We start from the raw sequence: 14,313 nt of genomic DNA on the forward strand, positions 1-14,313 counted from the left end.
GAAATTACGCCACAGCCAGGTGGTGCGCGCCGTTATTCAAAACAGGTACGGGTTTTCTCTTACGAATACACAGCAATGCAACAAAAACTGGGAAGAATAGATATCGCGTCATATTCAACAACAAGACATTCATATCAGTTATCAACATCAAAATAGGAATCAAAGTAAGCACTGGCAGTATAAATCGCCGCACATCCCAATCTTGCCATTGATAACTCCACATCCTCAAACGCCTAACAACCAGACCAAGGACTATCCAAAAAGCAAATACACCAATCAATCCAAAATTGATGAAAAATTCTCCGAACTGCCCAAGTACTAAAGTTGTTTGACGAGGTGAATCCGGTATATAAGATCCCCGGCCATAGATAATTTCAGTTTTTTCCTTGGTGATCTGATCAGGCTTATATGGAACTATTGATTTTGGAATCGCAGCAAAAATAGCTGTCAAATAGGTTCTGCCATAAGAAAAATCGTAATCTTTTTCGTAGTATTGCTTCAATGCCAACACCTGAACATCCATGCGCCCCATGTCACGCGCCACAATATACTTACTGGCATCTTGGCGTGCCGAATTAAAATTAGCTCTATAGCTACTATCAAACATGGCCAACATGCCGTCTGTGCCTGCGATCTTGTACCAATAATAGGTCGTAAGGAATGCAGAGGCCACCAGTGCACCAATCACAATAAATTTTATTCTAATTGGTTTAATCCAAAGACTATACATCCCAGCAGCAAAAAACAGAGCAAAGATAGTCGAGCTCCGGCTTCCACGCAAACCACCAAAGAAAAGGAAAACAACACCAAAAATCGCCATGAGAATCACAAGCGTAGAATTTCGAGCAGCCCACGGCTTACCTTTAATAAGGTAAATCACGCCCATCGCAATGAGCAGCTTAAAGCTTTCGGCAAAAAGCATAGGCAAACCCATGCCCTCAAAGGGATCTTCTGCGGCGTCCACCAATCCTTCGGATTGACGCTCAGTAAATGTTGCAATGAAACCCGCTATACCACCGAACTTTGAATAGACATAAAGCTGCATAAGCAAGCTAAACGCCAACGCCAGAGCGATAACAATCTTGAATCGACGTCGATTAAAGGTATAACCAGTTTGAGCCACTGTAGCTCTACTGAATGGGGCATGCACGATAGTGCGATAAATCAGGATACCGAGCAAATTCAGCGTCGCCCAGAGAATCATCCAGTCATCTGCTTGCGAAAGATCTGGCAAGAACGGCCAATAATTCCAAGAGCGCTGCAAAACAGGGCTAACGAAAAACATCATGACGCCGACCAAGCCGATAATACCAACCGGGTCAAATGATCCCATTCGTCCACGCAAATAATCAATCCCATCCCGCAATATGAGAATACCGGATGCCAAGCAAATTACGTAGAACAACCCAGGCAGCTCGACATCGTTCAACACGAAGCCCAAGGATATTAGTACGCATGCGAATGCAGATATAGTGAGAGAACTCATGATCCTATTTGATCCCGGATGTTTTTCACCAGCACGATGGTGTAGAGAGCGCATCCTAGCATGGAGCCCACAACCAACGCCCAGACGGCGCCTAATGATCCTTGCGAAGGAATCAAATACCAGCCAACCAAAGCAGTACCGACTGAAACAGCAAGATTCACATAAACCAGCGCCCGATTTCGGCGAGTGGAGCTTACAACAAAACCATACATACTCATCGCATACTGAAACGGTGCCGCCAAGAAGACCCAGAACATAAAATTCTGGACTTCAGGATGAGTCGACTTGACGACAAGCGCAAGGAAAAACTCACCCCAAGCGTAGGCCACGCCCATCCCGATCATACCGGTCAAAACCGCAAACCCAACACCAGCCAGTGCAAATTTACGGTACTCGGCATATCGACCCGCCTGAAACGCGACAGTCATGCGAGGTGCAAGCGCTTGTCCAAGAGAGATGATCACGAGACTGCCCACCTGAACGAAGGCAGCCGCACTGGCAAAATATCCCAATTCGGACATGCCGACATAACCGCCCAGTATCAAGCGTGGAATATTTACATTGAGACTGATTAACAAGGCGGACACACCCAGCGGAAGTCCTGTGTACAAAATCAACTTCAGAGACGCAGAATTTAGCCGTTCGCCCCCAGTTCCTATTAGACTCTTTCGTCGGTTCCTATCGTAAAAAATGCATACCGCTGCCGTGACAAATAGGACGGCCAAAAGCCCGGCCAGGAGATCACCAGTGACGATCACAGTCGTCAGAATGGCAAAAACGACGAGCACACTTTTCAGAGCCAGCGAAAAGGCAATAACACGAAAATGATAAAGGCGTTGGAACAGCCCATAAAATAGCTCAGATTGGTATTCGAATGTCTTGGCCAATCCAACCAAAAGAACAGCTGAGATCACGAGACGGTTATCGTTAAGCGCAACGACCAACCCCATCAACACCAGCATCCCGATGAAACTGGTAATCAGTCGGGTACGCTCATATACTGAGAGTGGCACTTCCTGCTTTACATCAGTCATCAACTGAATTCTCAGCCCTAAATTACAGAAAACCAAAACAGGAGTCGCTAGAGAAACAGCATAGCTATAGACTCCTACGCCCTCGGCATTCAGAATTCGTCCCAATGCAAAAATGATAAAAAACTGAGAAAGGGCATAGGACCCATTGCCAAGCAAAGTCCAAATTGCCCCTTTTCCAGTTTTGCCCAAAGACTTATTGAACAAAGGATTACCTAAATCTTATAAAACTTCTTGAACCAGTCAACAAACCGTCTCAATCCTTCATCCAGAGGAATATTGGGAGCATATCCAAAATCACGAACTGAATCATCAATGTCTGCATATGTTGAGTAAACGTCACCTGGCTGCATTGGCAAAAAGTCCTTTGAGGCTTCTTGACCCATATGCCGCTCCAGCATCGATATCATATCCATCAGGTACTCTGGCTTATTGTTCCCCAGGTTATAAACCTTGTGCAACCCCAAACCCAACTTCTCGGGGCCGACATCGAGAATCCTCAATATACCACTCACAATATCGTCGATATAAGTGAAATCCCTTTTCATATCACCATTGTTATAGACAGGGATAGATTTCCCGGCGACTATCGATTGAGCAAATTTGAAATAAGCCATATCGGGCCGCCCCCACGGTCCATACACCGTGAAGAAACGCAAGCCAGTCAAAGTTAGCCCATACAATCGAGCATAAGTCTCCGACATCAACTCGTTGGATTTCTTAGTTGCTGCGTACAAAGACACCGGGTGATCGACTCTATCACTCACAGAGAAAGGTATCTTAGTATTTGCGCCATAAACCGAAGATGACGATGCATAAAGCACGTGTTTCACATTAGAATGGCGACATCCTTCCAGCACAGTCATCGTCCCTACAAGATTGCTATCTATGTAGGCAAACGGATTATCAATGGAATAGCGCACGCCAGCCTGAGCGCCGAGATGAATGACTCGATCAAACTTCTCCTTTTCAAACAGGCTGGCCATCGCCGCTCGATCAGCAAGATCGATTGTTCGGAAATCGAAGTTCTTATGAGATGTCAATTCAGCAAGTCGCGCTTGCTTCAAAGTGACATCGTAATAATCGTTTAAATTATCGATCCCAACGACTGTGCATGTACGCTTCACGAGCGCCTGCACCAAGTGAAAACCAATGAATCCGGCGGCTCCGGTTACCAGAATTTTCATTTTTCGCTCAACTTTGCTTGCCGTCCCACGCCAACGTAACTAAATCCTTCACGCGCAATCACAGCCAAGTCATATTGATTTCGGCCATCAATAATTATGGGATTCTTGAGCAACTTCTTGATCGTTTTGAACTCCGGATTCCGGAAAAGCTTCCATTCGGTGACAAGAATCAGTGCATCAGCATCAATCAGAGCTTCATACTGATTTTCGGAGATAGTCAATTTTCCATTCGAAAACACTTCTTCGGAATACTCCAGTTTTGCGGTTTCTTTCGCAACAGGATCGTACGCGGTGACTGTTGCCCCAGCATCGAGCAATGCCTTAATCAAGACAGTGCTCGGCGCTTCGCGCATGTCATCTGTTCCGGGCTTAAATGCCAAGCCCCAGACAGCAAATTTACGCCCCGCCAAATCACCTTGAAAAGCGTCACTAACCTTTTGAAACAACGTTTGTTTTTGCTGATCATTTCGCAGCTCGACAGCGCGAAGTACGCTGGCTTCGAAGTCTACTTTGTCAGCCATGTGAACCAAGGCTTTGACATCCTTCGGGAAGCAAGAACCACCATACCCCGCCCCAGGATAGATAAAATGGAAGCCAATACGTTGATCGCTGCCAATTCCCAAACGGACATGTTCAACATCTACATCCAGACGTTCACACAAACTGGCGATTTCGTTCATAAACGAAATTTTAGTTGCAAGCATGGCATTCGCTGCGTACTTCGTCATCTCTGCATCGCGCACCCCCATAAACACCAATCGTTGATGGTTACGATTGAATGGCGAATACAGTTCACGCATCACATTACGTGCATTTTCGGATGATGCGCCAACGATAATTCGATCAGGTCGCATAAAGTCGTCAACAGCCGCACCCTCTTTCAGGAATTCAGGATTTGAAACAACATCGAAAGCAATCTCTACTCCCCGCTTCGCCATTTCTTCGTTGATGGCTTGCCGAACCAAGTCCGCTGTACCGACTGGAACGGTCGATTTATTTACGACCACGCTAGGCCGGGTGATATTGGCCCCAATTTCACGTGCAACTGCTAAAACGTATTTAAGATCTGCCGAACCATCTTCCCCCGGAGGTGTACCAACTGCAATGAAATAAAGGTCGGAGTCATTCATTGCCTCCTTAAGGGATGTGGTGAACTTCAGACGACCCTGCTTATGACAGTTGATAACGACATCATCAAGTCCAGGCTCATAAATAGGCAAGATGCCTTTTAGAAGATTATCAACCTTAACCTGATCCACGTCCACACAGGTTACGATATTACCCACCTCGGCAAAACACGCACCGGTGACAAGACCGACATACCCCGTTCCAACTACAGTAACATTCATTTTTCTACCTCTATATACTATTTAATTACTTCGAACCATGGCCAGTACAAACTACCCATACAGTTCTTAAAAATATGGAAATATCATTAACAATCGACAACTGCTGAACATATCTAACATCCAGCAATACACGTCGACGATAGCTCACCGTATTTCGTCCACTGACTTGCCACAAGCCTGTAATTCCAGGACGGACGGCAATGTAGCTCGACCAATATTTTCCATACAGCGTTTTCTGCGAAAGCAAGCAGGGCCTAGGACCTACAAGGCTCATATCGCCTTTGAGAACATTCCAAAATTGCGGCAGCTCATCCAAACTTGTTTTTCGAATGAAATGTCCAAACCTCGTAATTCGCGGATCATTATCCAATTTCTGATACTTATTCCACTCTTCAGCCGCAGCAGGATTCGCTTCTAAATATTTAATCAAAACGGCCTCAGCATCCGGCACCATTGATCTAAATTTATAGAATTCGAAGGTTTCACCCTTATACCCGTACCGTTTCTGAGAAAACAAGATCGGGCGACCAGAGCTGATCCATACACCAACTGCGAGGGCAAAATACAGCCACCCAAAGAAAGCAAAAAACAATAAACTACCCAACACATCTACGCCGCGCTTGAGAAACTTCACGACGATTGAATGATTTATATTTTCGTCGACGTCGGTATCACGAAGCACAATGGGGGTGTTCACCTCATCTCCCGGCATCGACTCCGCGCCTCGTTGCCTAGCCAGGGACTGCGTCATTGGCGTATCTGTGGCGCGCAGAGCCATGACCGGCCCGGGATCGATATGTGTCACGGGTGATGTTTTGTTCATTGTGCTTTTAGGCGATGAAACCGATTCAACGGCATCTGTATGTGGCATAAGTGCACTATCTGTCGTCCGGCTGGCGTACATGGAATGCTCCTTCTTGAAATACGGGAGTGATCAGGTAAACATCGCCGTGTTAAAAATGTGTGGCCAAGATTACCAGTACACCCCTGGCTGCTTAACCTTGCCGCTCACGCAAATATGCGGCGAAAGCCTGACCCAGTTCGGGGTGGCGCACACCGAAGTCCACATTGGCCTTCAGGTAGCCCAGCTTCGAACCGCAGTCGTAACGCACGCCGTCGTAGCGGTGTGCAATCACCTTGCGTTTCTTCAGCAGTTCGGCAATGGCGTCGGTGAGTTGGTACTCGCCGCCCTTGCCGCGGGGAATGTTGCGCAGTTCTTCAAAGATCTGCGGTTCGAGGATGTAGCGTCCCACCACGGCCAGGGTCGAGGGGGCATCGGCCGGTGCCGGCTTTTCCACAATGCCGTTGACCAGTTCGTTGTGGTCGTCGATGCGCTCGGCGCTGACGATGCCGTAGCTGCCGGTCTTGTCGCGCGGCACGTTCTCCACGGCCAGCACCGAAGCCTGGTGTTCTTCATAGGCTTGCACCATCTGCTTGAGCGCACCGGGCTTGCCGTCGATCAGGTCGTCGGCCAGCAGCACGGCAAAGGGCTCGTCGCCCACCAGGTTCTCGGCGCACAGCACGGCGTGGCCCAGGCCCAGGGCACCGGGCTGGCGCACATAGGCGCAGGTCACACCGGCCGGGGTCACCGATTGGGCCAGCTTCAGCAGTTCGGTCTTGCCGGCTTGTTCCAGCTCCACTTCCAGCTCGTAGGCCTTGTCGAAGTGGTCGGCGATCGAGCGCTTGGTACGGCCAGTGACAAAGATCATGCTGGTGATGCCGGCTTCGCGCGCTTCTTCGACAGCGTACTGGATGAGCGGCTTGTCCACGATCGGCAGCATTTCTTTGGCAATGGCTTTGGTGGCAGGCAAAAAGCGGCTGCCCAAGCCGGCCACGGGGAACACGGCAGTGCGAATCTTCTTGATAGTCATATGAGATTTCCCTAGCTTTCTAATCAAAAGTCGTTGAGTTTTTAGATGGGGTGATGTGTGCAGCGCAGGGCCTGCTCAGGCACTGCGCTGTGTGTCTTTTTGAAGGATGTGTGCGCCGGCGGCGAGGCTCGCCTGGGCGGTGGCGCTGTCGATGGCGCCCGACTGGCCGGCAGCTGCACCAAAACGGCGCTCGCGATGGCCAAACCACTCGAACGCGGCCTGCAGCTCCGCGGTACCGAAGGTGGGGAACAGCACATCCGAGAAGTACATCTCTGTATAGGCCATCTGCCACAGCAAGAAGTTGCTGATGCGGATCTCGCCGCCGGTGCGGATCAGCAGATCGGGTTCGGGCAGGTCGCCGGTGCTCAGGTGGCGAGACAGCCCAGCCTCGTCCAGTTCGGTCACCGGGCTGTTGGGGTGGGCGGCCTGCCAGCGGCGCATGGCCTGCAAGATATCCCAGCGGCCCCCGTAGTTGACGGCAATGCTGAGCGTGAAGCGGGTGTTGCCGGCTGTCAGCGCATGCACGTCGTCGATCATCTTGCGCAGCGGTGCGTCGAGCTGGGTGGTGTCGCCGATGATGCGCAGTTGCACGCCTTCGGCATGCAGCTCGCTGACTTCTTTGCTAAGGTAGCGCATCAGCAGCTTCATCAGGCCCGAGACTTCGTCTTGCGGGCGGCGCCAGTTTTCGGTGCTGAAGGCGAACAGGGTGAGGCATTGCACGCCCGCATCGATGCAGGTCGTGACGATTTGTTTGACGCGCTTGGCGCCGGTGGCATGGCCCACCGCCCTGGGCAGCGCGCGTTGAGCGGCCCAGCGGCGGTTGCCGTCCATGATGATGGCAACGTGTCGGGGCGTTTGTAGCGGCCCGTCTGTTGTCGTTTCAGTTTGCATGACACCTCAAGGTGGAGGAGCCGCGACACGGAGGGCACCCGGCCCTCTCGAAAAAAATGTCGCGGCCCAATGCCGTCCTTAACCATCCTGCGTGCAGCGGGCCCGCTCTTGTCGTGCGGACTCCGTGCGGCGCAGGCGCCTGTTCTCATCTCCCTCTTTCATCCTCCATCGCCCGGTTGCACCGGCTGCGCTCTTCATCGGGAAGATCGCGGTGCCCCACAACCGGAAACCTAGCAATTTTTAAGCCCAAACCCCGAGTGTTACGTTGCACTGCGACACAAATGTTACGAATGTCACGGGAACGCGACCAAGGGTTTCCACTGCTGGTTAGCTGACGGGCGATGATACCCCAGTCTTATTGCGGCTTTGTTTGATAAGAAAGTTATCAATTGCAGCTTCGCCACAACCAAAGTTCACGCCGATTCAACCGTGTAGGTCATGTCCGTTACAGGTGCAGGACAATTCCTACACAGGAGAGTGCCAGGAAGCGTGTTTTTTGCAATAAATAGGAGCACAACCGCACGTTTTCGCCGGTTGGCAGGCACTTAACATAGTTTTTGAGTTCCTGCCATTCAACTTTTGACCCACCCAAAAGTATTCATTTTATGAATTGAAAACAATACCAAAATAGAGTTCACATTCCATGGTTTGGCCGGTTCAGGGAAGGTTTTTTGCGTGCTGGCCTGCGAATTGCAGGCATCTGCTCGAGGTCGCGCCGTGCGCCGCTGTAGTGCGTGCGTGTTCTGGCGCGAGTCGGGCATGCGCCAGATTGATGCGGCGCAGCAATTTGAGGCCGATGGCCAGGGGTGCAGGCCTCAGCGGCTGGGTGCAGCGTGGCCGGTGCGGGGAGCCTCCTGCATCGCCCTGCCCTGCAGGTTCCAGCCGTACTGCACGTGCCGCCACACCATCAGGCAGCTGCGTTTGCCCTGCTGGGCCAGCACCACCGTTTCTTGCGGAGAGGCACTGCGGGTGTAGACATCCACCGTCGGCAGCAGTGCGTTGCGGGTGTAGCCCGGCAGTTCGGCTTTGGCGACGGCAGAGCAGGCCTGGGCCTTGGTGCTGATGGTTTCGACCAGCATCGAGCAGCCCAGCCCGTCGGGCTCGGGCACGCTGACCAGCGACATCAATGAATTGCCGCTCTGGGCTTCCATGGCGGTGAGGCTGAAGAGTGCACTGTCGTTGGGACTGGCCCGGTTCCAGTCCATCAGCACGTCTTGCCGCTGGGCGGCGGCCGTGGCCCCGCGCGAGATCAAAGCGATGCCATCCACGCACCGGCGTATGCCGGCGCGCCGTGCGGTCTGGGCCAGCAGCGGCTGCGAAGGCGCGGCCGGCTGTAGCGTCCATTTGCCATGGGCATCGGCCGCCGGGGCGCTTTTGCCGGCATGCAGGGGCTGGGATCGGGCCGGTGCAGGCAGGGTGCCGATGCCGGCTGCGCCGAGCAGCGCCAGTGGAGCCAGCAGTTTGAGCGACAGGCTCTGCCCGGCGCGACGCGGGCCGCGCAAAAAGCTCGACAAGACAATCATGATTGAAACAGCGCTTGCAGGGCCGCACCGTAGTGCGCGACGTTGGGGGGGGCACACGGATCCAGCGCGGCCAGAAACTGGCGGGCCTGCTGCCGGTAGCGTACGAGCTGCGCGTCGTGCACCCCAAACGCCGTGCGCAAGGCCACGCCGCCGACCAGGCAGTCGAAATCGGGGTAGCGGTAGCCGCAATCGCCCAGCCAGGCCGAGTTGTGGATCAACGGCCAGCCGCCCCACAGGGCTTCGTAATACAGGTAGTTCTGGCCGTTTTCCCAATGGTGCGAGACCAGTGCGTCGGCCTGCGGCCCCAGGATGTCGGTGATGGGCAGGCGCGGCTCGAAGCTGGCCAGGCCATGGTTGACGAGATCCAGGCTGCGGGCAAAACGCACGAACAGCGCGTTTTCTTTCAGGCCCATGGCGTTGTAGACCCGCAGGTGTTCGATGAAATCGGGCTGCGCGCGGTGTGCGGCGTCGCACAGCAGCATGGGCAGGTGGCAGGTCTTGACCATGCAGAGATTGGGTTCGCACACCGCCAGCCGCCAGCGGTCGCGCCCGGGCCGGTAGTCGAAGTCGACTTCGGCCCTGCCCTGTGCCCGCAGGTGGCGGATCAGGCCGGCGGGGCTCCACAGGTGCGGCATGGTGCTGACGGGTGCGCGCAGCACGTGTTGGTAATAAGAGGTGCAACTGTGCTCGAAGGCGGGCAAGGTCCAGACGGCGTCGTACGGTGTACCCGAAGCCTGCATGCCCGGCGGCAGGCCGTAGATGATGCGTTCGATGTCGATCACGTAGTCGTTGGCGACGTGCATGGCGACCACCCGCCCGCCCCGGGCATGAAAGGCGCGGCTCCAGTCGGGCGCGAGCTGGGCACTGAGTTCGATGACGACGTCGAGCCGTTGCTGCGCCGTGGCCAGGTCCATCACGGGGGCTGGCGAATGGGCCAGCAGATCCCGATGGGCATCGGGGCCAGCGGCGCCGTCGTGCACGATCCAGGTCTGCGACACCACGGGTGAGGCCTGCAACAGCATGGCCAGGTAAAAGCAGTTCTGGAAAATGCCGTTTTCCCAAACCGATTGCGGCCCGTCGCGCAGCATGAGGGTGATGCCGACCCGCAGGTTCTGTCTCATGCCGCCCCCTTGCGGTGGCGGGGGTCGAGCAGGGCCATCTGCTGGCCGTAGGCGCGCAGGTTGTCGGGGCCGCAGGGTTCCAGTCCTGCCAGAAACGCCTGTCGGCGGCTGGCCTGGTCGCGATCGTCGGCGCGGTGCTGGGCCCGGGCGGTGGCGATCTGGGCAGCGCCGTGGTCGATGTCGAAGCCGCTGTAATAGTAGCCCTGCCCGGCCTGCTGCAGCCAGGGCGAGTTGTGCACCAGGGGGTAGCCGCCATGCAGGGCATCGAGGTACAGGTAGTTCTGCATGTTGGTCCACTGGTGCGAAACGACCAGGTCGACACCGCGCGTGGCCATGAAGCCCGCAAAATCATGCCGTTGCTCGAGCGCCAGCCGGCCCGCAACGCTCAACGCCAGGCCGGTACACAGGTGGGCAAACGTGGGGTGTTCGGCAAACTGCACGGTATTGAGCAAGTGCACGCAAGACAAGCTGTCCGCGGCCTGCCGGTAGGCGGCATCGCAGATCAGCATGGGCAGCAGCCCGCTTTTGACGACCGACACGTTGGGCTCGAACACGGCGGCACGCCAGGGCCGGTGAATGCTGCCGCCGTCGAAACCAAAGGCATGGCCCTCGGCCTGCACGGCACGCACGCGCTGGGCCAGAAACTGGCTGCTCCATATATAAGGCATCACATACACCGGGCAGCGGTGCAGCGTCACCATCAAGGGCAGCAGATGGGCGAACATGGGCAGCAGCCACACCTCGTCGCACCGCTGGGCCCGGGAGAAGTACGCGTCGCGCCCGAACACGCTGGGCTCGGCCAGGTTGACATAGGGATGGCCGCAGGCCTGGAACACCACCCGTTTGCCCAGGGCCCGCAGGTAGTCCAGCCATTCCAGATCGAGCCCGCCGGCGAGCTCGATCATCACATCGATGTGGTGGGTGGCCTCGCGCGGCCGCATGACGGGGAACTGCAGCCCCAGCACTTGCGCTTCGTGCGGCAGGCCGGCCATTTCGCCCACGTCGACCAGCACCACGCTGCGCACGTTGGGCAGCTCTTGCATGAGCATGGCCAAGGCCAGCGCGTTCTGGCCGATGCCGTTTTCCCACAGGCTCTGACCCTGCCGGGTGAGTACCGAAATACCGACTCGCATGAATGACGACGAAAGGGGATGGCCTAGGAGGCGGATCGGGGAACGACTTCGACCTCGACCCGGCGGTTCGGCGCCATGCAGCTGATGCGCTGGGCCTTTGCCGCCTGGTCGCACTGCACCACCGGGTTGGCCTGGCCCCTGCCGCTGGCATGGATGAGGTGGGCGGGCACGCCACGGCTCACCAGGTAGCTGCGCACGGCCTGCGCGCGGCGCTGCGACAAGGCGATGTTGCCGGTGGGGCTGCCGATGGCATCCGAATAGCCGATGGCGTCGATGCGCTCGGCCGGGGTCTGGCGAAGCTGTTCGGCCAGGCGGTCGAGCTGATCGCGGCCGGCGGGCTGGATGTCTTGCAGGCCGCTCTTGCCGAAAGCGAACAGCGCATCGCCCTGCAGGGTGAACTGGCGGGTGCTGCGCAGGGGGGCCAGCGGCGCGGCGGCAAAAGGGCTGGCCACGGGTGTGGCCTGGGCCTGGTTGCTCCAGCGGCTGGCGCAGGCCCGGGGCTGCCAGTAGAACGAGCGTGCCACGCCTTCCAGATCGAACAGCACCTTGAACTGGCACGACTGCACGCGGTTGTCGGCCTCGTGGAAGTTGAGCACGTAATCCCACTCGCGCACCACGGCCAGGCCTTCGCTGAAATGCGGCGGGCCCAGCAAGGCCTGGATCTGCGGTTTGTTGAGTCCGGTTTTCACCAGTTGCAGCTTGGATTCGGGCACAAACACGCCGCGCTGGCGCATCTCGCCGGCCGCGACGTCGGGAAAGCGGATTTCACCGGCCCCCGAGCCGTCGTCGGCGATGGAGCGGCTGATCGAACCGGCGCAGGCCGTGAGCAGCAGCATCAGGGCGGCGGCGGCGGCAAGAGCCCAGCGCGAGGGCCGGACCGGCTCGCTTCGCAGGCCGAGTGGGGTGTGTTGCAGCGTCATGGTGCGTATCCCTTTGCTTACCACTGGAAGCCCACGCCGGCGCCGGCCGTGGGTTTGGAGCGGGTATTGACCGATGTACTGGCTTTGACCACCCAGTTGCCGTTTTCAGAAATCTTGGAAACCCCGACCGCCACGGCCGATTCGCCGCTGTAGTAGCCGGCGCCAGCCATGACCATGCTTTTGCCGGCCTGTGTGGGCTGGGGCAGAGACGAAGCGGCCAGGGCCGCGGCGATGCCGGCGTTGGCATTGCGTTCGACCGAATGGATCTTCTGGTTCATGCCGGCGGCCACGCGGTTGAGCTGGTTCACGTTGGCCGCATCGGTGCCGTTGACGCCTTCGCCTAGATTGGTGAGGCGGCGCTCCTGCCCGGCCGAGCCGATCGACACGGTCTTCTCTTCGAGCGCCACCGAATCCGCACCCAGCGCCACCGAGTTGGCGGCAGAAGCCACGGCCCGCGAGCCGATCGCCGTCGCCTGTGCCGCGGTGGCCTGAGCGCCCTCGCCCACGGCGACCGAACGGGTGCCCTGCGCCACCGAACCGGCACCGGCCGCCAGGCTGCCGCTGCCGGTGGCCTGCGCCGCTGCGCCGGTGCCAGTGCCGTTGGCATTGAAGTACTTGTTGTTGTTGTAGACGGTCGATACCGTGGTGCTGAGCGCGCTCACGGTGCTGTTGGTGCTGCTCAGCCCGGTGGACAGGCTGCTGATGCTGCTGTTGACCGTGCTCAGCCCGGTCGAGGTGCTGGTCGACAGACTCGCCACGTTGCTGTTGGTGGTGCTCAGGCCGGTCGAGAGCCCATCGACCCGGCTGTTGACGGTGCTGAGCCCCGTCGAGGTGCTGGTCGACAGGCTGGCCACAGTGCTGTTGGTGGTGCTGAGGCCGGTCGAAAGCCCGTCGACCCGGCTGTTGACCGTGCTGAGCCCCGTCGACGTGCTGCTCGACAGGCCCGCCACGGTGCTGTTGGTGGTGCTCAGGCTGGTCGAGGTGCTGGTCGACAGGGTGCTGAGGTTGGTGTTGGTCGAGGCCAGTCCGGTCGATAGATTGTCGACCCGGCTGTTGACGGTGCTCAGCCCGGTCGATGTGCTGGTCGACAGGCCGGCGACGTTGCTGTTGGTGGTGCTCAGGCCGGTCGAAGCCGTGGTCGACAGTGTGCTGAGATTGGAGTTGGTGGTGCTCAGCCAGGCCGAGATGCCGTCGATGCTGTTGTTGACGGTGCTCAGGCTGGTCGAAGTGCTGGTCGACAGCGTGCCGAGACCGGTGTTGGTGGTGCTGAGCCAGGCCGAGATGCCGTCGACATTGCTGTTGACCGTGCTCAAGCCGGTCGACAGCGAGTGGAACTGCGCGCCGTTGATGGCGTCGGTGCTGGTCGCGGTGACGGCACCGGCCGAGATGCCGGTCAGGGTGTTGGTGCCCGACGGGCTGTTGAGGTCGAGCGTGCCCTGGATGTTGACATTGCCGTTGGTCACGGTGGCCCACTGCGCCTGTGCCGATTCGCCGCCCAGCACCAGGGCCAGCAGCACGGGCACGGCACACAGGGGCCGCGCCCAGAGGGGCCTGTGTTCAGCCAACAAACGCCACGTTCCGCAAAAGTTGCCGGTGTCGTGCCGAATCCCTGCTGCTGCCCTCAGCTGGGGGGTTTGGGTGGTCTTGAACATAGGTTATCCCTTCACTTTGGCCTGAAGCCTGTTGCGCCATGGGTCTCGATGCCTGCCTCGAGTACCTGGTCACCGGCTGCAACGATTCGAAAAGCCGCGCGGCCTGTGTCAGGAAACTGTCCAGCAGGGATTCGACCGAATTTTTATGA

General features: G+C 56.9%; 12 protein-coding genes. All 12 read right to left on the reverse strand.

The window, feature by feature from the left end; genetic code table 11:
• Positions 1–4: 4 nt before the first annotated feature.
• Positions 5–1,486, reverse strand: a complete 1,482-nt coding sequence (locus EC845_RS17600; RefSeq protein WP_123299430.1) for a hypothetical protein — start codon at positions 1,484–1,486, stop codon at positions 5–7.
• Positions 1,483–2,724: a lipopolysaccharide biosynthesis protein gene (locus tag EC845_RS17605; RefSeq protein ID WP_123299431.1), complete on the reverse strand. Its 1,242-nt coding sequence runs from the start codon at positions 2,722–2,724 to the stop codon at positions 1,483–1,485. The genes EC845_RS17600 and EC845_RS17605 overlap by 4 nt, the downstream gene beginning before the upstream one ends.
• An 8-nt stretch (positions 2,725–2,732) precedes the next feature.
• On the reverse strand, positions 2,733–3,704 hold the full coding sequence (locus EC845_RS17610; protein WP_123299432.1) for an SDR family NAD(P)-dependent oxidoreductase: 972 nt from the start codon (positions 3,702–3,704) through the stop codon (positions 2,733–2,735).
• Positions 3,701–5,053 (reverse strand): UDP-glucose/GDP-mannose dehydrogenase family protein, encoded by a 1,353-nt coding sequence (locus EC845_RS17615; protein ID WP_123299433.1) that lies wholly within the window; start codon positions 5,051–5,053, stop codon positions 3,701–3,703. Before EC845_RS17615 ends, EC845_RS17610 begins: the two co-directional genes overlap by 4 nt.
• A gap of 25 nt (positions 5,054–5,078) precedes the next feature.
• On the reverse strand, positions 5,079–5,957 hold the full coding sequence (locus tag EC845_RS17620; RefSeq protein WP_233598147.1) for a sugar transferase: 879 nt from the start codon (positions 5,955–5,957) through the stop codon (positions 5,079–5,081).
• A 91-nt stretch (positions 5,958–6,048) separates the two neighbouring features.
• On the reverse strand, positions 6,049–6,918 hold the full coding sequence (gene galU, locus EC845_RS17625; protein ID WP_123299539.1) for a UTP--glucose-1-phosphate uridylyltransferase GalU: 870 nt from the start codon (positions 6,916–6,918) through the stop codon (positions 6,049–6,051).
• 81 nt (positions 6,919–6,999) lie between these two features.
• Positions 7,000–7,815: a polyprenyl diphosphate synthase gene (gene uppS / locus EC845_RS17630; RefSeq protein ID WP_123299434.1), complete on the reverse strand. Its 816-nt coding sequence runs from the start codon at positions 7,813–7,815 to the stop codon at positions 7,000–7,002.
• 815 nt (positions 7,816–8,630) lie between these two features.
• On the reverse strand, positions 8,631–9,329 hold the full coding sequence (locus EC845_RS17635; RefSeq protein ID WP_148077338.1) for a hypothetical protein: 699 nt from the start codon (positions 9,327–9,329) through the stop codon (positions 8,631–8,633).
• A gap of 5 nt (positions 9,330–9,334) precedes the next feature.
• Positions 9,335–10,459: a DUF2827 domain-containing protein gene (locus EC845_RS17640; RefSeq protein WP_123299436.1), complete on the reverse strand. Its 1,125-nt coding sequence runs from the start codon at positions 10,457–10,459 to the stop codon at positions 9,335–9,337.
• Complete coding sequence (locus tag EC845_RS17645; protein ID WP_123299437.1) at positions 10,456–11,592, reverse strand: DUF2827 family protein; 1,137 nt, start codon at positions 11,590–11,592, stop codon at positions 10,456–10,458. The genes EC845_RS17640 and EC845_RS17645 overlap by 4 nt, the downstream gene beginning before the upstream one ends.
• A 23-nt stretch (positions 11,593–11,615) precedes the next feature.
• Positions 11,616–12,512: an OmpA family protein gene (locus EC845_RS17650; RefSeq protein WP_123299438.1), complete on the reverse strand. Its 897-nt coding sequence runs from the start codon at positions 12,510–12,512 to the stop codon at positions 11,616–11,618.
• 17 nt (positions 12,513–12,529) lie between these two features.
• Positions 12,530–14,080, reverse strand: coding sequence for a YadA C-terminal domain-containing protein (locus EC845_RS17655; protein WP_233598148.1), 1,551 nt, complete (start codon positions 14,078–14,080; stop codon positions 12,530–12,532).
• Positions 14,081–14,313: the final 233 nt, after the last annotated feature.

Source organism: Comamonas sp. BIGb0124 (genome assembly GCF_003752175.1).
Classification (GTDB): Bacteria; Pseudomonadota; Gammaproteobacteria; order Burkholderiales; family Burkholderiaceae_C; genus Comamonas_F.

Bases quoted from the DNA above. Each gene is read 5' to 3' on its own strand.
- EC845_RS17600 (WP_123299430.1), bottom strand. From the start codon at position 1,486: ATGAGTTCTCTCACTATATCTGCATTCGCATGCGTACTAATATCCTTG.
- EC845_RS17610 (WP_123299432.1), bottom strand. From the start codon at position 3,704: ATGAAAATTCTGGTAACCGGAGCCGCCGGATTCATTGGTTTTCACTTG.
- EC845_RS17615 (WP_123299433.1), bottom strand. From the start codon at position 5,053: ATGAATGTTACTGTAGTTGGAACGGGGTATGTCGGTCTTGTCACCGGT.
- EC845_RS17620 (WP_233598147.1), bottom strand. From the start codon at position 5,957: ATGTACGCCAGCCGGACGACAGATAGTGCACTTATGCCACATACAGAT.
- uppS (WP_123299434.1), bottom strand. From the start codon at position 7,815: ATGCAAACTGAAACGACAACAGACGGGCCGCTACAAACGCCCCGACAC.
- EC845_RS17640 (WP_123299436.1), bottom strand. From the start codon at position 10,459: ATGAGACAGAACCTGCGGGTCGGCATCACCCTCATGCTGCGCGACGGG.
- EC845_RS17645 (WP_123299437.1), bottom strand. From the start codon at position 11,592: ATGCGAGTCGGTATTTCGGTACTCACCCGGCAGGGTCAGAGCCTGTGG.
- EC845_RS17650 (WP_123299438.1), bottom strand. From the start codon at position 12,512: ATGACGCTGCAACACACCCCACTCGGCCTGCGAAGCGAGCCGGTCCGG.